Here is a 21292-nt window from a genome sequence, read left to right as displayed (position 1 = left end):
TTTCCTTCCCTTGTAAGCCGGCGGCGCGGGAGTTTCTCCTCCTGAGCCGCCGGTCATCCCCTTTTTTCAGCAAATTATAATTCCGTTCCAAACTAAAGATTCTCCCTCCTCCTGCCGATAGGGATTAGTGCGTTCCGTGCGTTACGGCACGGTGCGCACGTCCGCGTAACCCCATGGAATGGAGGAGATAGCATATGCAGATCAAACGGTACCGGAACTGGGGAATCCTCCCCAAGATCATGACCATCTCGGCGCTCACGGTGGCCCTTTTCGCCGGCATGGTCTTTCTCTTCTTCCTCCCCTACATCGAGGGGAAGATGATGGAGGGGAAGAAGGAGGCCACCAGGAATGTGGTCGAGGTGGCCTATGGGGTAATCGCCGCCTACGACGCCCAGGCCAAGGCCGGCACGTTGCCGCCCGACGAGGCTCGCACCCGTGCCATGCAGGAGATCAAGTCGTTGCGCTACTCGGGCAAGGAATACTACTGGATCAACGATCTCAGCGAGACGATGATCATGCATCCCATCAAACCGGAGATGGATGGCAAGCAGCTGGGCGACCTCAAGGATCCGAAGGGTACCTTCATCTTCAAGGAATTCGTCAAGATTTGCCGGGAGAAGGGGGCGGGTTTCGTCAGCTATCTGTGGCCCATGCCGGGCAAGAGCGAGCCGGTGCCAAAGGTTTCCTACGTGAAGCTCTACGAGCCGTGGGGATGGATCATCGGGAGCGGCATCTACGTGGATGACGTGCGCAGCGACATGGCGAAGCTCCACTGGGGGGTAATCGCCGGCATCCTCATCTTTTCCGTCCTTACCCTGTCGTTGGCCCTGTCCGTGGGCCTCGGCATCGTGCGTCCCCTGCGTCACGCGGTGGCGAGCCTCCACGACATTGCCGAGGGGGAAGGGGACCTGACGAAGCGGATAACGGTTACGCGGGAAGATGAGTCGGGAGAGCTCGCCCGGACCTTCAATACCTTCATGGAGAAGCTCCAGGGGATCATCTCCCAGGTGGCCCAGAACGCCGCCATGGTGGCGGCGTCCGCCAGCCAGGTGGAGTCGGCTTCGCGGCAGATGGCCGACGGCGCCGATCATGTGGCCGACCAGGCCGGCACCGTGGCCACGGCCAGCGAGGAAATGGCCGCCACGAGCGTGGAGATAGCCAGCAACTGCGTGAGCCTTGCCGAAGGGTCCCGCCAGGCGAGCGAGACGGCCCGCACGGGCGCCGCAGTGGTGCAGGAGACCGTTACCGTCATGAACCGGATCGCCGAGCGGGTGAAGGAGGCGGCCCAGACCGTTGACAGCCTCGGCGCAAGAAGCGACCAGATTGGCGAGATCATCCGGACCATCGAGGACATCGCCGACCAGACGAACCTCCTGGCGCTCAACGCCGCCATCGAGGCGGCCCGGGCCGGCGAGTTCGGCCGCGGCTTCGCCGTGGTGGCCGACGAGGTGCGGGCCCTGGCCGAGCGGACCACCCGGGCCACCAAGGAGATCTCCCAGATGATCAAGGCGATCCAGCAGGAAACCCGAGGTGCCGTCGCTTCCATGGAAGAGGGGGTCCACGAGGTGGAGCGGGGGACCGGGGAGGCGGCCCGTTCGGGAGACGCCCTGCGCGATATCCTGGACCAGATCAACAACGTGACCATGCAGATCAACCAGATCGCCACCGCTGCCGAGCAGCAGACCTCCACCACCACCGAGATCAGCCAGAATATTCAGCAGATCACCGATGTGGCCCACGGCACCGCCAACGGCGCCCAGCAATCGGCCGGCGCCGCCGGGCAGCTTGCGGAATTGGCGGAGGAGTTACAAAAACTGGTGGGTCGGTTCCGGCTGGCGGCATGATTATTTTCACTGCAATCAATGAGTTGTGACCGTTTGAACTGTGGCGCGAGCGAGTTTGTCTATGATTGCAACGGATTGATTTGTCGGTCTTCTGGCCGGGTAGTTTCGTATTTAGTACGCTTAACTTGCCGAAGGGAAAAGACGCGATGCAACTCACCATCAAGAAAAGAATGGGCATCACCCTTGGCCTGACTCTCATTGGCATGGGGGTCATCATCGGGTTCATGCTGTTCGGATTCGCCAAAGTCCATCATCAGCAGGAGCTGATGGAGCGGTTGACTCTGGTCAACAACACGGCCCTGCGCGGCAACATCGCCATGCTCAAGGCCCGGGAGTACGAGGCGGAATTCTTTGACCGCAAGCAGGACAAATGGGTTCCGCGGGTGAAGCAGGCAGTGCAGCAGGTCAGCGGCCACCTGGATTCCATTGTGGCGGGCACCGACGACCAGAAGATCAGGGAGTGGGCCGCCAAGGCGAAGAAGCTGGCAGTCCAGTACGACGAGCTGTTTGCGAAGATCGCCCAGAAGGCCCTGTCGAGTAATTTTCAGGATGAAGCGATTGCCGAGGAGCGGGAGGAACTGCGCGACGTCATCAACGAGTTCGAGCCGCTGCTGGACAACTACATTCCGAAGCAGGTGGGCATTGCCTATCAGGCAGCCAACAAGGAGATGGACCATGTCCTCAGTCTGACCCGCACCCAGATCCTTATTACGGTCTTCATCGTCGCCGCCCTGCTCCTCACCTGCCTGATCGCCACAGCCCTGCGGGTCGGCTCGTCACTGAGGATGATCGTGGATCGGCTCCGTGACATCGCCGAGGGGGATGGGGACCTGACGAAGCGGATCGAGCTTTCGAGCCAGGACGAGTTCGGCGAACTCGCCGCCTGCTTCAACGCTTTTGTGGAGAAACTCCACGGGATCATCTTCGAGGTAACCCAGAACACACTCCAGGTGGCTGCGGCGTCATACCAGCTCCAGGCCACCGCCGAGCAGATGGCCCATGGCGCCGAGGAGGCCGCTTCCCAGTCGGGTGCCGTGGCTTCGGCCAGTGAGGAACTGGCGGCATCCACCTTCGAGATCGCCTCCAACTGCGGCACGGTGGCGGAGAGCACCCGAAACGCCAACGATACGGCCACGGTCGGCGCGACGGTCATCCAGAACACCGTTGCGATCATGGAGCGGATCGCCGAGCGGGTCAGGGACTCGGCCCGAACGGTAGAGAGCCTTGGCGTGCGCGGCACCCAGATCGGCGAGATCATCTCCACCATTGAAGACATCGCCGACCAGACAAACCTCCTGGCGCTCAACGCGGCCATCGAGGCGGCCCGGGCCGGCGAGCAGGGACGCGGCTTTGCCGTGGTGGCCGACGAGGTGCGGGCCCTGGCCGAGCGGACTTCCCGGGCGACCCGTGAAATCTCCCAGATGATCAAGGGGGTCCAGGAAGAGACCCGCGGTGCGGTGGCTACCATGGAACAGGGGGTCCGCGAGGTGGAGAAGGGGACGGTGGAGGCCTCCCGTTCGGGGGATGCCGTCAGGGAGATTCTCGAACTTTTTCGCAGTCTCGACACCCAGGTCGGTGAAATTGCCACAACGGCCGACGACCAGACGCGCACCACCGCTGATATCAGTGCGAACATTCTCACAATTTCCGAGATCATCGAGACGACCGCCAAGGGTGCCAGCGACTCGGCCCAGGCTGCCGAAGGGCTGGCTCATCTGGCCGAGCAGCTGAAGGCCCTGGTGGGTCGGTTCCGGCTGGCGGCGTAGCATGTTGGGGATTTTCATTTTACCCTAAAGTTTTCAGTTCGTTGGCCGATTGAAATAAGTACGGCACTGCAGCGCCGTGCGACCAACAGGAGAGGGAGGCAGGATCTATGGCACTGATTACGTGGAGCGACACCCTGAGCGTGAAAGTGAAACAGTTCGACGACCAGCACAAGAAACTTGTCGACATGGTCAACCAGCTTTTTGACGCCATGAAGACCGGCAAGGGAAGCCAGGTCATGGGGGACATCCTCAAGCAGCTCATCGCCTACACCCAGACCCATTTCGCCGCCGAGGAGCGGCTCTTGAAGCAGTACGCCTATCCCGACTTCGAGGCCCACAAGAAGGAGCACAACGCCCTCGTCATGCAGGTGCTTGACCTCCAGAAGCAGTTCCAGGAGGGAAAACCGGTCCTCACCCAGAACATCATGACCTTCCTGCGGGACTGGCTCTCCAGGCACATCCAGGGTGACGACAAGAAATACGGTGTCTTCCTCAACGGCAAGGGAGTGATGTAGCCTCCTCCGCCCGTCCCCGCCCCCCTTTGTGCAATAGATCTGGAGCGTTTGGAGCTCCGATGGAACGGACCGTGCATCAGGCACGTCTGTCTGCGGCATACACGCGGGCAGGGAGGTCCCTCGTGAACAAATCAGAGATAACGATGACCGGAATGGAGAAGGTGCTTCGTGCCGTCGAGGATTCGGCGGATGCGGCGAACCTCCTGGCTCTGGAGATGGCCATCGGCAGTTTCGAGGCCGGCGATGATGGGCCGGCATGCACCGATCGTCTCGTGAAGACTGCGGACTGCGCGGTGCGGGCAACCGGTGACATGGCCCGCCTCATGCGCTCGGCGGGGCTCTTTTGACGAACGGTTCAATTTTCTGACTCGCCGGGAGCAGCCGGCATATTTTATCGGTTACGAAAGAAACAGAAGGAGACAGATATGGCCAACGTACTCATCGTGGACGATTCTTCAACCATGAGGAAAATCATCTCCCGTTCGCTCCGGCAGGCGGGTCTCCCCGTTGACGAGATCTTCGAGGCCGGCGATGGCATCGAGGGGCTCAACGTCCTCTCCGGCAAGAGCGTCGACCTCATTCTCTCCGACATCAACATGCCGAACATGGACGGTCTCGAGTTCATCAAGCAGGCCCGGGCCAACGGCTGCAAGGCCCCCATCGTCATGATCACCACCGAGGGGGGAGAGGATATCCTCAAGGAGGCCGTGGCGAACGGCGCCAGCGACAGCATCAAGAAGCCGTTCACCCCCGACCAGCTCAACGAGAAGCTCGGAGGCCTCATATGACGCTCTCGACCGGTGTTGCCGAAGCGACCAGGCTCACCGAGGAGCAGGTTGCCGGCTTCGTCATCGACGCCACCAAGGAAGTGTTCGGTACCATGGTGATGATGGAGCTGGAGGACCAGTACCCTCTGCAAGAGCCGGTTACGAAATTCCGGTGCAGCGTTACCGGCATGGTAGGACTCGCCGGCACCTATTCGGGAATCCTTTCCATCCACTGCCCCCTGGAGTTCGCCCTGCGGATCACCTCCAACATGCTCGGCATGGACGTGGAGGAGGTGGGGGAGGACGTGAACGACGCCCTGGGTGAGATCGCCAACATGCTTGGCGGCTACGTCAAGATGGTGCTCTCCAAGGGGGGTATGGACCTCCATCTCTCCGTGCCCACGGTCATCTCCGGCGAGGAGTACACCCTGAACGCCATGGCCGACAGCGACTGCGTCATCATCCCCTTCGTCAACGAGTCGCAGCGGTTTCTCGTGGGGTTGAAGCTGCAGAAGGAAGCATAGATCTCAGCAGGAGCCTCTTGATCCATGGATGGGTTTGCGAATCTCACCTCCGTCATCGATAACGCCCTGAAGCAGACCGCCGACGACAGCGGCATGCTCCTGGGGCAGGAACTCACTATCGGTGAAGCCGACTTCATCGCCACGAACCGGGCGACCTACTTCTGCGACATGGACGATGTCTGTTTCGTGGCGGAGGTGACGGCCAGTGGCGAGTACCCCGGCACGTTCCATATGGTTTTCGGGCTGCGGGACGCCATCTGCATGAGCGGCTTCCTCCTCGGCATTCCCCCTGCCCGCATCAACGAGAAGCGCCGCCTTGCCATCATGGAAAACGACGACGCCGACGCCTTCTCCGAGATCATTAACCAGGCAATCGGCTCATTCAACACGGTTTTCCAGCCCGCCTTCGAGAACAAGGTCCATCTGAAGGTGGTCCCCCCCAAGAAGTTCATCCCCGAAACCACTGAACTGACTGACACCGAACCGGTGCCCGATGGCGAGTACCTTCTCTTCCGTGCCCGCATGGAGATGCCGGGGCTGGAGATGGGGAATTTCGACATCCTCATGCCCCGGGAACTTGCCGAGCTCTTCGATCCCCCCCAGGAAGAGCCTGAGCCGGTCCCCGACGAGGCCGCCGGTGCCGACGGGGACGGTGAGGTTGAGGCGGCGGTTGGGGAGGAAGATTCTGCCGAAGCTCCGGTGGCCGCACCTGCCGCCGCAGTGGCCGAGGCTTCTCCTGCCACGGCGGAGAACACCCCCCGCAAGGTCCTCATCCTTGAGGACGACGAAACCGATCGCAGCATGGTGCGCGAGCTCCTTGTGACCCGCGGCTACGAGCCGGTGGAGGCGGGGCTCGATGCCGATGTCCGCGAGATCCTGTCCCAGGGCGGGGTGAGGCTCGTGGTGCTCGGCATCCACAACAACGATGATCTCGACATGTCCCTCTGCATCAAGATCAAGGCCATCGCCCAGGGCGAGAGCCTTCCCATCATCATGTGCGCCCGGGAGTGGACCCGCTCCGCCGTCCTCAAGGCGATCAAGTACGGCGCCCGGGACATCATCCTCAAGCCTTATCAGATGGATGAGGTGGTGGCCAAGGTGGAAAGATTCCTGAACGCTGCCTGACGTCTGTTGCAATCAATCCTCCCCAGTCAAAATTGTGACGTGGAAAGATCTCTTTTGACGTCATCCCCTTCCCTTTTCCCCTGTACCCTTCCGCATCGGTCCTTTGGGCGCCTGCTTATAACGGCACGACTTTTGCCCTTTGCCTTGGGGGGGCAAGCTCCCCGGACTCCACACAAGGTGTCACGACCGTGAACAGATTATTGAAAACAGCCCTTGGCTGCACCGCCCTGCTCCTCATCACCCTGCTGACGGTGGATCCTGCCCGGGCCGGCGACCGAAACCGCCTCTACCGGGTCGACGTCAGACCCCACGGCGGGTTCACGCGGCTTACGCTCAAGCTCGACCGTGAACCCGCCTACACGCTGACCCACCTTGCGGGTAACCGGGTGCGGGTCACCCTCCGGGATACCGACGGCTCGCGGTGGAAGCGGCTTCGCTCCTACAGCGACTCCAATGTGGCAGGGTGTGCCGTGTCAAAGCGGCGGGGGGACCTGCTCGTCACCGTCGGCGTCAAGGGTGACCCCCGCGGCGTGCGGGTTCTGACCGCGCCCGGCTCGGCGGCGCTCACCCTCGATGTGGGGAGCCGCTTCGCCCCCTCCCGCACCTCCCCCTTCGCCCAGGGGCGCGAGGGTATCAGGGTGGGGGTCGAGCAACTCGTCACCCGTTTCGACCCACCCGTGAAGAGCGACATCCCCTTCGTCCCCACCGACCGCCGCGTCCTCCAGAAAATGCTCACCCCCGAGGAGGTGGATATTATCCTTGCCGGCGAGGCCGCCCTCTACCGGGGGCAGGGGAGCGAGGCTGAGGGGATCTTTGCCCCCATTGTCACCGTCCAGTCGCCGGTAAAGGCCCTGGCCTACTATCGTCTCGGCGAGGCCCGCTCCATGCTCCAGAAGTACCCCGAGGCCCTGCGCGATTTCCGCGAGGGGGAGAAGCTCCAGCCCGAGTTCCTGGCCCAGTCGCCGGGCACCGCCTTCGCCTATGCCGATGCCGTCTTCCGCAGCGGCGATCTGGAGGGGGGGCGGAGGATGCTGGGACGCCTCATCGCGAGTCTGGCCGACAAGAAGTTCGCGCCGGTGCTCCTGGTGAGGCTCGCCGACATCCTGGCCCGCCAGGGGAAGGAGATGGAGGCGGTGGCCATCTACCGGAACGTCTCGGAGAATTTCCCCGATACCAAGGCGAAGTGGCAGGCCAGGATGAAACTGGCCGACCGCCGGCTCATGGCGATCGAGCCGGCCACCTTTGCCGGGCTCGTGGACGAGTACCTGGAGATAACTCGAAACGGCGACTTTATCCTCCGCGAAGAGGCCCTCTTCAAGGCGGCACTCCTCACCTCCCTCTTCGGCGAGGCTCCGGCCGGTTTTGCCCTGGTGGCCGAGTACGAGAAGAAGTTTCCCCGCGGCACCTATGCCAGCGTTGCCCGGGGGATGCGGGAGGAGCTCGTCGTTCCCATGGTCCGCGCTCTGGCGGCGGCCAAGGATTTCCCGGCCCTCGTGAAGTTTTCCCAGGACAACCGGGACTACCTGGCCAAGTGCATCGTCGATCCCGACTACGTGCGAAGCCTCGTCATCGCCTTTGCCGATCAGGGGCGCTTCTCGGAGGAGGCTGCCCTCTTCTCCTACCTGGCCGGCAAGGAGTGGAGCGCGCCCCAGGCCCCGGAACTCTACCGGCGGATCATTGAAGCCGCGGAGCGGACTGGCGACATCCCCCTGCTGGAAAAGACGGCCGACGACTTCCTGAGACGCTTCCCCAATCACCCCCTGGCCCTGCGCTACCGCGAACAGGTGGCCTCCCTCGACTACAATCGGGGTGACCTGGCAAAGGTGGCATCGCGACTTGCACCGCTTCTGTCCGGCACGGGGCGGCCCGACGACGTGGAGAGCCTCTATCTGCTGGGCAAGTCCCTGGAGAGCACCGGCAACAAAAAGGATGCGGAACGGGCCATGACCCTCTTCCTGTCAGAACTTCGACAGCGGGGGGGGACGTCGCAACTGGCCCCCGACGCCCATTACGTGGTGGCCACGGCCCGGCTCGCCCGGGGCGACCGGAAGGGGGCCATGGAACTGCTCCGCGCCGGGAGCGCCTCCGCACCCGAAGCTCTGCGGGATCCGTTCCTCTACAAGATGGGCGAAATTGCCCGGCTGGAGGGGCGTCACGACGAGGCCGCCGGTCATTTCCAGGCGGTCGTCACGGGGGGGAAAGACCCCGTCTGGCAGCAGATGGCCACCCAGGCCTTGGCCGACATGGAACTGAAGAAGAAACTGGCGGGGCAGGTGAAGTTGTCAAAATAGTGGCTGGATGTGACTCTGGTACGCCTTTTGCTGAAGAGGATGCGTAGGAACAAGGAGGATGGCAATGCCGATCGACAACATTTTCGGAACCACGGTGAATCTTCTGGCCAGGAACATCGACCTCCGGTCCAGAAGCCACACCATGATCTCCGCCAACCTGGCCAACGTTGAGACCCCCAACTACACCCCCACAGCCCTTTCCTTCGAGGATGAGCTCAAGGGTGCCCTCAAAGGCAAAAAGGGGGGAAGCCCGGCCATAACCCATCCGAAGCATATCCCCCTCAAGGGGCAGAGCGACTCTCTCCAGCAGGTCCAGGGGCAGGTGATCGAAACCCCCTCCCTCTCCCCCGGCAAGGACAGCAACGGGGTGGAGCTGGAGGCTGAAATGTCCCGCATGGCGGAGAACCAGATCATGTACAACGCCTCGATCCAGATCCTCGCCAAGAAATTCGAAGGAATCAGGTCCGCCATAAGGGAGAATAAATAATGGATTTCTTCAGCGCCATGCAGATCAGTTCCTCCGCCCTCTCGGCCGAGCGGACGCGGATGAACCTCATCTCCTCGAATCTGGCCAATGCCAATTCAACCCGCACCGCCGAAGGTGGTCCCTACAAGCGCAAAGACGCCGTCTTCGCCGCCACCCCGGCCGCGGAGAAGTTCCAGGCAGCCATGGAAAAGATGCGCCGCGGCGCAAGCCCCGCGGGGGTTCAGGTGACCCAGATCATCGAAGACCAGAACCCGCCCCGGCTCCAGTATGACCCCAGCCATCCGGACGCCAACCCCCAGGGGTACGTGGCGCTCCCCAACGTGAACGTGGTGGAGGAGATGGCCGACATGATCGCCGCCACCCGGGCCTATGAGGCCAACGTCACCGCGGTGCAGGCCGCCAAGAGCATGGCCCTCAAGACCCTCGAACTCTCTACGCGGTAAGGGGTTGCGGGGCGATCGTTTATTTTTTTGACACAAAAAAAGGGAGCGGCACAGGCTCCCTTATGAAAGCTTATCGGACGCATGATCAATAACTTTAGAGGTTTTTCAGGAGGCAGTCGTGATTGAAGGAATCGAAAGCGGTATTGGCATAGGGCAGGCGTTCCCCGGCGTGGGGGCGAAGGGGGCGAAGCCGGCCACCATGGTCGGCGATGCGGGGAAATTCTTCGGCGAGCTGGTTTCCAAGGTAAACGAGCTTCAGACCCAGTCGGATTCGGCCATTCAGGGTCTTGCCACCGGAGAATCCAAGGGGCTCCACGAGGTGATGATCGCCATGGAGAAGTCGTCCATCTCGTTCCAGTTCCTCAGCCAGGTACGGAACAAGGCCATTGATGCTTACAGCGAAATAATGCGGATGCAGGTGTAGGTGAGCGCTGAAAAACGGATTGCATGTGATCCGTAGGGGCGCCGCTTGCCGCGCCCGTTCCCGAGCAGGGCGCAGCAAGCGGCGCCCCTACAAAATCGCTTTGTGTCACGTATCGGAGCAATCGAATGCCTGAAGGTCTGAAAAAACTGGCGCAGCCGTTCATGGCCCTTCCCCCCGCCAAGCGGTGGATCGTGGGCGGGGTCGTGGGGGTGTCCATCATCGCCTTCGCCCTCCTGATCATGGTCGCCAACCGGACCGACTACCGCCCCCTCTTCACCAATCTCGCCAACGAGGATGCCGGCGAGATCGTCACCAAGCTGAAGGAGCAGAAGGTCCCCTATCGGATCGCTCCCGACGGCAAGGCGATCCTCGTTCCTTCCGACAAGGTTTACGACCTGCGCCTCTCCCTGGCCTCCGAAGGTCTTCCCCAGGGCGGCGGTGTCGGCTTCGAGATCTTCGACCGGAAGAACTTCGGCATGACCGAGTTCGTCCAGAAACTGAACTACCAGCGGGCCCTGCAGGGAGAACTCTCCCGCACCATCGGCCAGATCGCCGGGGTGGAGCAGGCCCGGGTCCACCTGGCGATTCCCGAGAAGGCCCTCTTCAAAGAGGACGAGAAGCCCGCCACCGCCTCGGTGGTACTCAAGGTGAAGGGGCAGCGCCAGCTCAGGGAGAACGATGTTCAGGGGATCGTGCATCTGGTGGCCTCCTCCATCGAGGGGATGAACCCGGAGCACGTGACTGTCCTCGACCAGAAGGGGAAGCTCCTTTCCAGGAATGCTCCCAGCGACGCAGCCGGCAAGATGACCGCTTCCATGCAGGAGATGCAGCGGGCCTACGAGCGGAACACCGAGGAGCGGCTCCAGTCGCTGCTGGACAAGGCAGTGGGCTCCGGCAAGTCGGTGGCCCGGGTGTCGGCGGTCTTCGATTTCCGCCAGGTGGAACGCTACGAGGAGAAGTACGATCCTGAAACCGTGGTCCGCAGTGAGCAGCGCAGCGAGGAGAGCATGGGGGGCGCCAACGCCACGGCGGGGGTCCCGGGGGTCCAGGCTAACCTTGGCCGCACCCAGACCGGCGCCGGCGGTGCCACAGGCCCTTCCGGGAGCAAGAACGACGAGACTCTCAATTACGAGGTGAGCCGTTCCACGGCCCGTACCATCGAGCCGGTGGGAACCCTCTCCAAGGTGTCGGTGGCGATCCTCGTGGACGGCAAGTACGACCCCCCCGCAGCCGGCAAGGATGGCAAGGCCGCCAAGCCCAAGTACGCACCCCGCTCCGCCGACGAGATCCAGAAGATCGACGCCCTGGTGAAGAGCGCCGTCGGCTTCAACACCGGGCGGGGCGACCAGGTTACGGTGGTGAACATCCCGTTCCAGGACACCGGCGAGGCGGGGACCGATGAGGGTGGTCAGTGGTGGAACGCCCCGATTTTCCTGGCGCTCCTGAAGAACTGCCTTATCGGTTTCGGCTTCCTGGCCCTCATCCTCTTTGTGGTGCGGCCCCTCATGAAAACCCTGAAGCCGGCGAAGCAGACCACCTTCGAGCCGGTCCCCACGGCGGAGGAGACCCTGAACCAGATCGCCGAGGCCCATCGGGTCCAGATCGGCAACCAGACCATCCGGCAGATGGAGCTCATGAACAAGGTCAAGGAAGAGCCCTACCAGGCAGCCCAGATTCTCCAGAACTGGCTCCGTACCAAAAGTGAATGAGCCGGCATAGCGTACAGCACCATCTCCATTCCCCAGAACGTTTCACGAGGCTGTGACCATGGACGGAACCGACAAAGCTGCCATACTGCTCCTCTACCTGGGTCCCGATGCGACCTCCCGGGTCTTCGAGCATATGGACGATAGCGAGATAAAACAGATATCCAAGAGCATGGCGAAGTTGGGCCATGTCCCCCACTCCGTCATCCAGGATGTGGTCAGCGAGTTCACCAACATGACCAATCCGGAGACCGGCATTTTCTCCCAGGGGGAGGAGTTCGTCCGCAAGATACTGGAGCAGACCCTGGGCGTCCAGAAGGCCGAGATGCTCCTCAAGGAGATATCGTCCTCCAGCTTCGGCGACATGGTCGACATCCTCGCCAACCTGGACGCCAAGACCATTGCCAACTTCCTTTCCCAGGAGCACCCCCAGACCATTGCCGTCATCCTGGCGAAGCTGCGGGCCAAGCAGACCGGCGAGATCATCGCCATGCTCCCCCATGAGCTCCAGGCCGAGGTGGTGATGCGGATCGCCGACGTGGACCAGGTGTCGCCGGAGATCCTCGAGGATATCGACGAGGTTATCAAGCGGGAACTGACCGCCATGGGCGGCATCCAGCGCTACAAGGTCGGCGGCGTGGAGAAGGTGGTCGACATGTTCAACTACCTGGACCGGAGCAAGGAGAAGCAGATCCTCGACAAGCTCGACGTCCTCAATCCGCCCCTGGCAGAGGTCATCCGCAAACACCTCTTCACCTTCGACGACATCTTCAAGCTGGACGACCGCTCCATCCAGGGGATCATGCGTGAACTCTCCAACGATACCCTGACCCTTGCCATGAAGACCGCTCCCGAGGAAATCAAGGACAAGATCTTCCGCAACATCTCCAGCCGCGCCGCCGAGATGATCAAGGAGGACCTGGAGGTCATGGGGCCAGTCCGCCTCTCCGACGTGGAGAAGGCCCAGGGCGAAATCATCAAGATCGTCCGCCGGCTGGAGGAGGAGGGGAAGGTGGTGCTGGCAGGCCGCGGAGGCGACGATGTCCTCGTTTAGAAGCGGGTCACGGATCATCAAGTCGGGCCAGGGGGCTCCCCACGCCTTCCAGAGTTTCAACTTCGGCCACATTCTGGACGAGACACCCACCCAGGAGCTTCCGCCGGGGGCGGCGGGGTTCGTTCACCAGGCTCTCGGCTCCGGGCCCGTCGGGCTCGGGCTTCCCGATCCGGCCGCCACTGTTGCCGAGGTTCCGGAACCGGCCATGCCGAGCCTGGAGGGGATGATCGTCCTTCCCGAAGATGAGTTTCAGGCCAAGGTGGACGAGCTCTACCGCAACGGCATGGACGAGGGGCGCCGCCAGGCGGAACGGGGCCTGGCCAATGTCTTCAAGTCGCTGCGCGATGGCGTGACGGCGTTGACGGGTCTGCGGAGCCGGGTCCTCAAGGAGAGCGAAGAGGATCTCCTCAAGCTTGCCGTCATGATCGCCCGCAAGATCGTTCAGCAGGAAATTGCCCAGGAGCCGGCAATCCTCGCCTCCCTCATCGCCGCGGCGGTGGGGGGATGCACCGATCGGGACCGGGTCGTGGTGCGCCTCAATCCCGACGACTACACGGTGGTGGCGGCCAATCGGCAGACGTTCCTGTCTAGTCTCGGCGACGACCTCCCCATCACCCTCACCCCCGACGAGGGGGTGGGCCCCGGCGGCTGTCTCGTGGAAACCGCCACCGGCACCATTGACGCCCGGATCGAGTCCCAGCTGGACGAGATCTATCGCACGCTCCTCGAGGAGCGGAGCGCACCGGCGGAGACGCCCCCTGCGCCGCCGGAGGCGGAGCCCCGCCCCGAGCTTCCCCTCGTCGTCGAGGACGCGATCCCTCCCTTCACGGGGCAGGGGGCGTGGCTCAAGGCGGAGGAGGAGAAGCCCTATGTCGAAGAATAGGATCGATTTCTCCCGCTATCTTGCCGCCGTGGAGAGCGTGAAGCCGATTCGCTTCCATGGCAAGGTGACCCAGGTGGTGGGGCTCGTCATCGAAGGGTACTGTCCCGACGCGGCGGTGGGCACCCTCTGCCAGGTCCATCCCCTCGACGGCGACCCGATCCCGGCTGAAGTGGTCGGCTTCCGCGACAACAAGACGCTCCTCATGCCCCTGGGCGAACTGCGGGGCGTGGGGCTCGGAAGCCTCATTTCCGTCAAGCGTAAGAAGTCATCCCTCGGCGTCGGCCCCGGTCTCCTGGGGCGGGTCATTGACGGCCTGGGCGAACCCATCGACGACAAGGGACCCCTCACTACCCGCGAGGAGTATCCCATCTACGCCAATCCGGTGAACCCCATGAAGCGCCGCCCCATCAGAAAGCCCCTCGATCTCGGCATCCGGGCCATCAACGGGCTTCTCACCTGCGGCGAGGGGCAGCGTGTCGGAATTATGGCCGGCTCCGGTGTCGGAAAGTCGACACTGCTTGGGATGATCGCCCGCTACACCGAGGCGGACGTCAACGTCATCGCCCTCATCGGCGAGCGGGGGCGCGAACTCAGGGAATTCATCGAGAAGGACCTCCAGGAGGAGGGGCTGAAAAAGTCGGTGGTCGTGGTTGCCACCTCCGACCAACCCCCCCTGGTGCGGATGCGGGGGGCCTACATCGCCACCACCATTGCCGAGTATTTCCAGGCCCAGGGGAAGAAGGTGCTCCTCATGATGGACTCGGCCACCCGCTTCGCCATGGCCATGCGCGAGGTGGGGCTGGCCATCGGCGAGCCACCCACGACCAAGGGGTACACCCCGTCGGTCTTCGCGGCGCTCCCCAAGCTCCTGGAGCGGACCGGCAACTTCATGGACGGAAGCATCACCGGCCTCTACACGGTGCTCGTGGAGGGGGACGACTTCAACGAGCCGGTCTCCGACGCCATGCGGAGCATCCTGGACGGTCACATCGTCCTGAACCGCGACCTGGCGGCCCGGGCCGTCTATCCCCCCATCGACGTCCTGGCCAGCGCCTCACGGGTCATGATGGACGTGACCGAGCGGAGCCAGCAGCAGTTCGCCTCCCGGTTCAAGGAGCTTCTGGCGGCCCACAAGCAGGCGGAGGACCTGATCAACATCGGCGCCTACAAACCCGGGTCCAACCCCACCATCGACTACGCCATCTCCAAGATGGAGGGTATGGTGCAGTACATTCGCCAGGGGATCCACGACGGGGTCACCATGGATCAGGCGGTAACGGGGCTCGGCGATATTTTTGACGAGGGAATGGCACTCTGATTGCAGCTTGCAGGGAGAGAGAAAAGACTTCCTGATTTCGACAGATTCCGGAGCACGCCATGATGCAGAAGCAGGGGTTCCAGTTGCAGCAGGTCCTCAACTACCGCAAAGAGATCGAGAAAGTGCGCAAGGTCGAATTCGCCACCGCCAAGCGGGAATTCGAGAGCGCCGCCGAGCTCCTGGAGCGCCACGAGGCCGAGGCCGACCGGGCGCGGGTCGAGTACAACAACAAGCAGTCGGTCGTGGTCAATGCCGGCGAGCTCCAGATGTATGCCGACTTCTTCCGGCGCAAGGCCGGTGACATCCAGTCCCAGCGTCTGGAAGTTGACACCAGGGGGGTGGAGATGACCGAGCGGCGCGAGGTGCTCATGGATGCCGCCAAGGACAAGAAGGCCCTGGAACTCCTGAAGGAGAAGCAGATGGCGGTACTGCGGCGGGAACGGGCCGAGAAGGAACGGGCTTTCCTCGAAGAGTTGGCCATCCAGAGGGCCTTCCGGTAAGCCATGGGGAGATTGGTCTTCACATCGATTGTGGCGGCGACGGGGTTGCTCCTCCTCGCGCCGCCGATTTGTACTCCCCCCTCCGTCGAGGCCCAATCCTCCGGAGGGGACGGCACGCGGCCGTCCGCCGTGGCGCCGGTCTATCCGACCGGGGGCGCCAAGAACGGCGTCGGTGAAGCGGCAGCCCTGGAGTTGAAGAAGCAGCAGCTTGCCGCCAAGGAAGCGTCCCTGGCCATCAAGGAGCAGGAACTGAAGGCGCTGGCAGCCACCCTCGAGGCGCGGGTGAAGGAGCTGGAGGCGGCCAAGGCGTCCCTGGACCGCTCCCTGGACGCCCGGAAAAAGGTGCAGAGCGCCAACTACCAGAAACTTCTCAAGGTTTACAAGGGTCTTAAGCCCCAGGAGGCGGTGAAGCTCCTGGACGGCCTCCCCGAGGACCAGGCCCTGGAGCTCCTGAGCGAGATGGACCAGAAGCGAGCTGCCAAGCTCCTCCCCCTCATCAAGCAGGAGAGGGCGCTCAAGTGGACCAGGCAGAATCTGGCGGCGAGATGATGGGATGAATTTGTAGGGGCGCGGTTGCCGTGCCCAGGGCGGGGAAACCCCGCCCCTACAATGCCCGATACTGATTTTGTTCTCTGACAACCGAATAGCAGCACGAAACGCGGAAAAGCCGCGTTTCATACCAACAAAGAAAGGAGGTGAACAAGTATGGAGATCATGCAGATGCTCCAGGTGATTCCCCAATCCATCCCCACCACCGTCGGAACCGCACCTGAAGTCCCTGCCGGGTCTGCCGCCACCCCTGACCTCTTCGCCTCGCTCATGGCCGGGCTCCTCATTCAGCCCGTCGCCACGACGGCCACCGCGGAACTTCCATCCCTTCCCGCGGAAACCGCAGCGCCGAACGATCAACACACCCCTGCCGCAGAGTCCGACGACAACGCCACCGCCACCGCCGAAGCAGCCCTGATGTCGCTCGCATCCCTTGTGGCACCCCAGACGATCGTTCAGCTGGCCGCACCGGTCACCGAAACCCCTGTCCCGACCGGCACGACCAGCGAGGCGAGCGCCGCCATTGCTGTCACCGCTACGACAACTGCCACCTTACCTGCCACTGCAACGGTAACGGCGACAGCACCTGCTACCGCCACCGCAACGGCACCTGCCACGCTTCCGTTACAACCGACCCAGGCCGAAGCCGTCATCCCCCACCCCGAACTCCCCCGGGAGACGACCCAGGCGAAAACACCGCCCACGGAAGCAGCCCCCGCCGCACCGGCACCCCAGGCCGCAGCACAGCCTGCTCCGGTGAACAATCCGGCGGAGGTCCTCACGGTCACCCTCGAACCGCCCAAAACCGCCGAGGTGACCCAGGTGAAACCCCAGGCGCCCCCATCCGAGCCCTTGCCCGAAACGGCACCGGCACCGGAGGTCGCGGCAGCGGACAGACCGGCACCCCGCACCATGGGGCCGGCGGCAGCCTATCCCGACCGGATACCGGTCATCCCGAGGGGGGAACCTTCCCCGGTCGCGGCTGAACGGGTACCGATGACGGAAACGGCACGGCAGACGGAAACCGCACCCCTTGCGGGCGTGAAGCCCCAGGAGGTGGAGGTGGTCATCAAGGGCGAAGCAGGAGATCAGCAATCCTTTGGCGAACAGGGGAACGGCGGCAACCAGGCCGCTGACATGAAGGCCCACGTCGCACCCGTCCAGTCCGACGCGGCGAAACCCTTCGAGCCGACCCTCGCAACTGCCACGAAGCCCGAGCACCAGCCGACCCACGGCCTGCGCGACAGCATCATGGCCCAGGTGAAAGAGGGGATCGCAACCCGGGAGCCCGCCGGAAACGGCGAGATCTCGATCCGGCTCGCCCCGGCCGAACTGGGCGAACTTCGGATCAATGTCCGGGTTGTGGACCAGCACGTGAAGGTGGAAGTGCTGGCGGCCAACAGCCAGGTGAGAGAGATTCTTCTCAGCAACCTGGATTCCCTCAAAGAGAACTTCTCGCGGCAAAACCTGACCATGACCGGCTTCGACGTATCCACCGGCACGGGCCAGGGGTACGAGCAGCTCTTCCGTGAAGGGAGGGAGGCCGGCCACCAGGGAGGCTTCAGGACCTCGCACCAGCGGGGAACGGCAGAGGACGAGGCACCGGCGACCCAGGCAGCGGACTACTACTACACCGACCGGCGCGATTCGATCCTCGACGTGAGACTTTAGGAAAGGAGGTGGCATAGACTGTGGTAAACGGAATCACAACCGACACATCAACGGCGGCAGCGGCCATGAAGAAGGCAACCGGCATGAACAAGGATGACTTCCTCAAGCTGTTCGTTACCCAGCTCCAGAATCAGGACCCCCTGAACCCCGCGGACAGCACGGAGTTCATCGGCCAGCTGGCGCAACTGACCCAGGTGGAGCAGGCCTACAACACCAACTCCAACCTGTCCACCATCATCGACCTGTTCAACGGTGCCTCGAGCCTTTCATCGGTCTCGTACATCGGGAAGACGGTCACGGCCAATGGTGATCTTATCAAGCTCGCCGGCGGCTCTCAACCGACCCTTGGCTACCGGCTCGCCGCCAATGCCGAGAAAGTCGCAATCGACATCAAGGATATCAGTGGCACCGTTGTCCGGACCCTGACCCTCGGAAGCACCCAGGCCGGCGATGGCACCATCGCCTGGGACGGCAGGGACGGCAAGGGGAATACCCTTCCGGAAGGGCGCTACACCTTCAGCGTGACCGGATTCAATGCGGAAGGGGAGAAGTTCCAGGGATACTCGCTCCTCACCGGCACGGTGGAAGCGGTCAATCTGGAAGGAGAAGAACCCCACGTAACCGTCGGCGGCATCAGCGTGCCGCTCGGCAATGTACTCTCGGTGAAAGGAGCGTGAGCCAGGGATGATCGACACGATCTATTTTCCCGAACCACTCCCCATCAACCCGGGTCCGAAACCGGCGCAACCGCAACCGGCGAAGCAGGGGGGCACACAGCCCGCCTTCGCCACGATCCTCGACGGCAAGATGCCGACCCAGGGGATCAAATTTTCCCAGCATGCCCAGGAGAGACTGAGGGCGCGGGGGATCAGCCTCAACGAGACAGACATGAAGAGGCTGGAGGGAGCGGTGGACAGCGTGGCCCAGAAAGGTGGGCGCGAATCGCTCATCATGCTCGGCGACGCCGCACTCGTGGTGAGTGTCAAAAACCGGACAGTCATCACCGCCATGGACCGGGGCAGCATGCAAGGGAATGTGTTCACGAATATCGATTCGGCAGTAGTTTTCTAGGACACGGGGACCAGGGATCGGGGACCTGAAGCAGCAGGGAAGTAAATGATCCACCACGGGCCGGACCTTCAAGGGGGCCCGGGGACGCCGACCGACAGAGGCGTCCCAACCACCCAGGCGGCAGTCGACTACTGCCACCCCACGGAGGCAACACACAATGAGCGTTACATCTGCACTCTACACCGGCATCAGCGGCCTCAACGCCAACGGCGAGGCCATGTCCGTCATCGGCAACAACATCTCCAACGTGAACACCATCGGCTTCAAGCAGGGGCGGATGCTCTTCTCCGACGTCCTCTCCAGCACCATCAGCGGCGGCTCCCAGATCGGCCGCGGCGTCCAGATCCAGACCGTGGAGAACCAGTTCACCCAGGGTTCCTTCGAGAGCACCGAGAGCGGCACCGACCTGGCCATCCAGGGGGACTCCTTCTTCGTGGTGCAGAACAGCGGCGGCCGCTTCTACACCCGGGCCGGCGCCTTCACCTTCGACAAGGACAAGATCCTCGTGAACCCGGAAGGGTACCAGATCCAGGGGTACGGGATCATCCCCTCGTCGGGTCTCTCCGACGGCGTCATGAAACCCATCGACCTGACCAATTTCGCCACGACGCCGCCGAAACTCACCTCCAACGTCGAGATGGTGGTGAACCTGGACTCCACCCAGACCACGCCGGCCCTTGCCTGGGACCCGGCCAACCCGGTGGCCACCTCCAACTTCTCCACGAGCCTTTCGCTCTACGACTCCCAGGGTAACGCCCATACCGCCACGGTCTACTTCCGCAAGACCGCCGACAACGCCTGGGACTGGCACGCCATTCTCCCCGACGCCGCTGCCGGCAGCCCCGGTCATCCTCTTACACCCGTCGACGGTACGCTCACCTTCGACGCCACCGGTGCCCTTACCGGCCAGACTCCCCTGGCCAGCGCGGCCCAGAACATCACCTTCACCGGTGGCGTCACGGCTCCCCAGCCGATCCTCTTCGACATGGGCGTCGGCGCCACCACCCAGTACGCCAGTCCCTCCGTGGTCTCCTCCCAGACCCAGGACGGCTACTACCAGGGTACCCTCACCAAGGTCACCATCGATGACAAGGGGTACGTGAACGGCGTCTACTCCAACGGCCAGCTCCAGAAGCTCTACCAGGTGGCCCTGGCCAAGTTCTCCTCCACCGCCGGCCTCTCCAAGGCGGGAGGCACCCTCTTCGAGGAGACCCTCGAATCGGGCCAGCCCCTCTTCTCCGACGCCAGCTCTCCCGGCGTGGGGAAGATTCTCGCCAACTCCCTGGAGCAGTCCAACGTGGACATGGCGGCCCAGTTCGTCAAGATGATCACCACCCAGCGGGGCTACTCCGCCAACTCCAAGACCATCACCACCGCCGACGAGATGCTTCAGGAAGTCCTCAATCTCAAACGGTAACCTGACATTCCCCCGGGGGAGCCACGCGGCTCCCCCTTTTTTTTCCTCTCTAACAAAGTCCCACTTCGCGACGGGGGGGGGCGTGCCGGAAAATTGACCACCCTGCCGGGGATGCCCGGTTCAGGGCGGTTTGAGGGGCCTGTTTGATGCCGTGCATCGGCTCCCTGTCGGTCCTTGTGTCAAAACATCGACCATTTCCGGTTTGTTCGGTGCGGTTCCTTCCGTTACGGGACCGTGCCCGCCACCGGTCCGAAGCCCGACATCAACGGCTTTCCCGCCTCATTCCCCGCCTGTTCTCCCTTTACCCTTTCTTTCGTCCCGCTTTTCCCGTTCTGGCACTTCGGTTGCAATGTATGCATCGGTGCGTCAAACCCACTGATATCAACCGCAAAGCACAGAGGAGGAGGATCCGCAATGGCTGCAGAAGAGAACGCCCCGGCTGAAGGTGCGCCGAAAAACAAGAAAATGCTCTTCATCATCATCGGCGCGGTCGCCGTGGTGGTGATCGCCCTTGCCGTCGTGTTCATGGGCGGGGGCAAGAAGGAGAAGAAGGAAGGCGAGGCCGAGGCGAAGGTGGAGCAGAAAGCCGAGGGGGCGCCCAGCGGTGGCAAGGAGGGAGCGGCCGGCGGTGCTGCCAACATCTTCCCCATGGAGCCGTTCATCGTCAATATTTACGATGGCCAGGAGCTCCGCTACCTGCGGGTCAAGGTGGAGTTCGAAACCGCCACCGCCGACGCCAAGAATGAGATCGAGATGCGCCAGGCTTCGCTGCGCGACTCCATCCTCGTGCTCCTGACCACCAAGACTCTCCAGGATGTCCAGGATCTTCAAGGCAAGAACCAGCTCCGGGACGAGATCATGGTGGCCGTCAACAAGATCCTTCCGCCGGGCAAGGTGAGCAAGATCTATTTCACCGACTTCGTGGTGCAGTAGGGGC

Annotated in this window: 22 protein-coding genes; all 22 read left to right on the top strand. The window is 62.8% G+C overall.

The window, feature by feature from the left end; translation table 11 throughout:
- The first annotated feature begins 194 nt into the window (after positions 1 to 194).
- The 22 genes from RCH91_RS17995 (at position 195) to fliL (ending at position 21288) form a co-directional block, all read left to right on the top strand.
- Complete coding sequence (locus RCH91_RS17995) at positions 195 to 1844, top strand: methyl-accepting chemotaxis protein (RefSeq protein WP_306536370.1); 1650 nt, start codon at positions 195 to 197, stop codon at positions 1842 to 1844.
- Between the two features lie 146 nt (positions 1845 to 1990).
- Positions 1991 to 3610, top strand: a complete 1620-nt coding sequence (locus RCH91_RS17990; protein ID WP_306536369.1) for a methyl-accepting chemotaxis protein — start codon at positions 1991 to 1993, stop codon at positions 3608 to 3610.
- 107 nt (positions 3611 to 3717) lie between these two features.
- Positions 3718 to 4125, top strand: coding sequence for a bacteriohemerythrin (locus RCH91_RS17985; RefSeq protein WP_306536368.1), 408 nt, complete (start codon positions 3718 to 3720; stop codon positions 4123 to 4125).
- 122 nt (positions 4126 to 4247) lie between these two features.
- Positions 4248 to 4472 carry a chemotaxis protein gene (locus tag RCH91_RS17980; RefSeq protein ID WP_306536367.1) on the top strand — a complete coding sequence of 75 codons (225 nt, stop codon included), beginning with the start codon at positions 4248 to 4250 and terminating at the stop codon, positions 4470 to 4472.
- A 78-nt stretch (positions 4473 to 4550) separates the two neighbouring features.
- The gene (locus RCH91_RS17975) at positions 4551 to 4913 is read left to right on the top strand and encodes a response regulator (protein ID WP_306536366.1); all 363 of its coding nucleotides are present in this window, start codon (positions 4551 to 4553) and stop codon (positions 4911 to 4913) included.
- A complete protein-coding gene (locus tag RCH91_RS17970) occupies positions 4910 to 5416 on the top strand; it encodes a chemotaxis protein CheX (protein WP_306536364.1) in 507 nt (168 codons plus the stop codon). The genes RCH91_RS17975 and RCH91_RS17970 overlap by 4 nt, the downstream gene beginning before the upstream one ends.
- A gap of 24 nt (positions 5417 to 5440) precedes the next feature.
- Positions 5441 to 6541 (top strand): response regulator, encoded by a 1101-nt coding sequence (locus RCH91_RS17965; protein ID WP_306536363.1) that lies wholly within the window; start codon positions 5441 to 5443, stop codon positions 6539 to 6541.
- A gap of 188 nt (positions 6542 to 6729) precedes the next feature.
- Positions 6730 to 8832 carry a tetratricopeptide repeat protein gene (locus tag RCH91_RS17960; RefSeq protein WP_306536362.1) on the top strand — a complete coding sequence of 701 codons (2103 nt, stop codon included), beginning with the start codon at positions 6730 to 6732 and terminating at the stop codon, positions 8830 to 8832.
- Between the two features lie 64 nt (positions 8833 to 8896).
- Positions 8897 to 9319 (top strand): flagellar basal body rod protein FlgB, encoded by a 423-nt coding sequence (gene flgB / locus RCH91_RS17955; protein ID WP_306536361.1) that lies wholly within the window; start codon positions 8897 to 8899, stop codon positions 9317 to 9319.
- A complete protein-coding gene (flgC, locus tag RCH91_RS17950) occupies positions 9319 to 9762 on the top strand; it encodes a flagellar basal body rod protein FlgC (protein WP_306536360.1) in 444 nt (147 codons plus the stop codon). Before flgB ends, flgC begins: the two co-directional genes overlap by 1 nt.
- 118 nt (positions 9763 to 9880) lie before the next feature.
- Positions 9881 to 10186 (top strand): flagellar hook-basal body complex protein FliE, encoded by a 306-nt coding sequence (fliE, locus tag RCH91_RS17945; protein WP_306536359.1) that lies wholly within the window; start codon positions 9881 to 9883, stop codon positions 10184 to 10186.
- A 125-nt stretch (positions 10187 to 10311) separates the two neighbouring features.
- Positions 10312 to 11895 (top strand): flagellar basal-body MS-ring/collar protein FliF, encoded by a 1584-nt coding sequence (gene fliF, locus RCH91_RS17940; RefSeq protein ID WP_306536358.1) that lies wholly within the window; start codon positions 10312 to 10314, stop codon positions 11893 to 11895.
- Between the two features lie 58 nt (positions 11896 to 11953).
- Positions 11954 to 12946, top strand: a complete 993-nt coding sequence (gene fliG, locus RCH91_RS17935) for a flagellar motor switch protein FliG (protein ID WP_306536357.1) — start codon at positions 11954 to 11956, stop codon at positions 12944 to 12946.
- Positions 12933 to 13829: a FliH/SctL family protein gene (locus tag RCH91_RS17930; RefSeq protein WP_306536356.1), complete on the top strand. Its 897-nt coding sequence runs from the start codon at positions 12933 to 12935 to the stop codon at positions 13827 to 13829. The genes fliG and RCH91_RS17930 overlap by 14 nt, the downstream gene beginning before the upstream one ends.
- Positions 13816 to 15147, top strand: a complete 1332-nt coding sequence (locus RCH91_RS17925) for a FliI/YscN family ATPase (RefSeq protein ID WP_306536355.1) — start codon at positions 13816 to 13818, stop codon at positions 15145 to 15147. The genes RCH91_RS17930 and RCH91_RS17925 overlap by 14 nt, the downstream gene beginning before the upstream one ends.
- 59 nt (positions 15148 to 15206) lie before the next feature.
- Positions 15207 to 15647, top strand: coding sequence for a flagellar export protein FliJ (gene fliJ / locus RCH91_RS17920; protein WP_306536354.1), 441 nt, complete (start codon positions 15207 to 15209; stop codon positions 15645 to 15647).
- Between the two features lie 3 nt (positions 15648 to 15650).
- Positions 15651 to 16196: a MotE family protein gene (locus tag RCH91_RS17915; protein WP_306536353.1), complete on the top strand. Its 546-nt coding sequence runs from the start codon at positions 15651 to 15653 to the stop codon at positions 16194 to 16196.
- Positions 16197 to 16352: 156 nt separating this feature from the next.
- On the top strand, positions 16353 to 17867 hold the full coding sequence (locus RCH91_RS17910; protein WP_306536352.1) for a flagellar hook-length control protein FliK: 1515 nt from the start codon (positions 16353 to 16355) through the stop codon (positions 17865 to 17867).
- 20 nt (positions 17868 to 17887) lie between these two features.
- Positions 17888 to 18544 (top strand): flagellar hook assembly protein FlgD, encoded by a 657-nt coding sequence (locus tag RCH91_RS17905; protein ID WP_306536351.1) that lies wholly within the window; start codon positions 17888 to 17890, stop codon positions 18542 to 18544.
- Between the two features lie 7 nt (positions 18545 to 18551).
- Positions 18552 to 18938 (top strand): TIGR02530 family flagellar biosynthesis protein, encoded by a 387-nt coding sequence (locus tag RCH91_RS17900; RefSeq protein WP_306536350.1) that lies wholly within the window; start codon positions 18552 to 18554, stop codon positions 18936 to 18938.
- Between the two features lie 157 nt (positions 18939 to 19095).
- Positions 19096 to 20355: a flagellar hook protein FlgE gene (locus tag RCH91_RS17895; protein ID WP_306536349.1), complete on the top strand. Its 1260-nt coding sequence runs from the start codon at positions 19096 to 19098 to the stop codon at positions 20353 to 20355.
- Between the two features lie 414 nt (positions 20356 to 20769).
- Positions 20770 to 21288: a flagellar basal body-associated protein FliL gene (fliL, locus tag RCH91_RS17890; RefSeq protein ID WP_306536348.1), complete on the top strand. Its 519-nt coding sequence runs from the start codon at positions 20770 to 20772 to the stop codon at positions 21286 to 21288.
- Positions 21289 to 21292 lie beyond the last annotated feature (4 nt).

The sequence above is a fragment of the Geobacter sp. genome, from assembly GCF_030834625.1.
In the GTDB taxonomy this organism is placed as follows: domain Bacteria; phylum Desulfobacterota; class Desulfuromonadia; order Geobacterales; family Geobacteraceae; genus Geobacter.
Note: the sequence above shows the minus strand (reverse complement) of the source record. Positions and strands in the feature narration are given on the sequence as shown.

Coding starts and splice junctions, on each gene's coding strand:
- RCH91_RS17995 (WP_306536370.1), top strand. CDS start 195: ATGCAGATCAAACGGTACCGGAACTGGGGAATCCTCCCCAAGATCATG.
- RCH91_RS17990 (WP_306536369.1), top strand. CDS start 1,991: ATGCAACTCACCATCAAGAAAAGAATGGGCATCACCCTTGGCCTGACT.
- RCH91_RS17985 (WP_306536368.1), top strand. CDS start 3,718: ATGGCACTGATTACGTGGAGCGACACCCTGAGCGTGAAAGTGAAACAG.
- RCH91_RS17975 (WP_306536366.1), top strand. CDS start 4,551: ATGGCCAACGTACTCATCGTGGACGATTCTTCAACCATGAGGAAAATC.
- RCH91_RS17970 (WP_306536364.1), top strand. CDS start 4,910: ATGACGCTCTCGACCGGTGTTGCCGAAGCGACCAGGCTCACCGAGGAG.
- RCH91_RS17965 (WP_306536363.1), top strand. CDS start 5,441: ATGGATGGGTTTGCGAATCTCACCTCCGTCATCGATAACGCCCTGAAG.
- flgB (WP_306536361.1), top strand. CDS start 8,897: ATGCCGATCGACAACATTTTCGGAACCACGGTGAATCTTCTGGCCAGG.
- flgC (WP_306536360.1), top strand. CDS start 9,319: ATGGATTTCTTCAGCGCCATGCAGATCAGTTCCTCCGCCCTCTCGGCC.
- fliF (WP_306536358.1), top strand. CDS start 10,312: ATGCCTGAAGGTCTGAAAAAACTGGCGCAGCCGTTCATGGCCCTTCCC.
- fliG (WP_306536357.1), top strand. CDS start 11,954: ATGGACGGAACCGACAAAGCTGCCATACTGCTCCTCTACCTGGGTCCC.
- RCH91_RS17930 (WP_306536356.1), top strand. CDS start 12,933: ATGTCCTCGTTTAGAAGCGGGTCACGGATCATCAAGTCGGGCCAGGGG.
- RCH91_RS17925 (WP_306536355.1), top strand. CDS start 13,816: ATGTCGAAGAATAGGATCGATTTCTCCCGCTATCTTGCCGCCGTGGAG.
- fliJ (WP_306536354.1), top strand. CDS start 15,207: ATGATGCAGAAGCAGGGGTTCCAGTTGCAGCAGGTCCTCAACTACCGC.
- RCH91_RS17915 (WP_306536353.1), top strand. CDS start 15,651: ATGGGGAGATTGGTCTTCACATCGATTGTGGCGGCGACGGGGTTGCTC.
- RCH91_RS17910 (WP_306536352.1), top strand. CDS start 16,353: ATGGAGATCATGCAGATGCTCCAGGTGATTCCCCAATCCATCCCCACC.
- RCH91_RS17900 (WP_306536350.1), top strand. CDS start 18,552: ATGATCGACACGATCTATTTTCCCGAACCACTCCCCATCAACCCGGGT.
- RCH91_RS17895 (WP_306536349.1), top strand. CDS start 19,096: ATGAGCGTTACATCTGCACTCTACACCGGCATCAGCGGCCTCAACGCC.
- fliL (WP_306536348.1), top strand. CDS start 20,770: ATGGCTGCAGAAGAGAACGCCCCGGCTGAAGGTGCGCCGAAAAACAAG.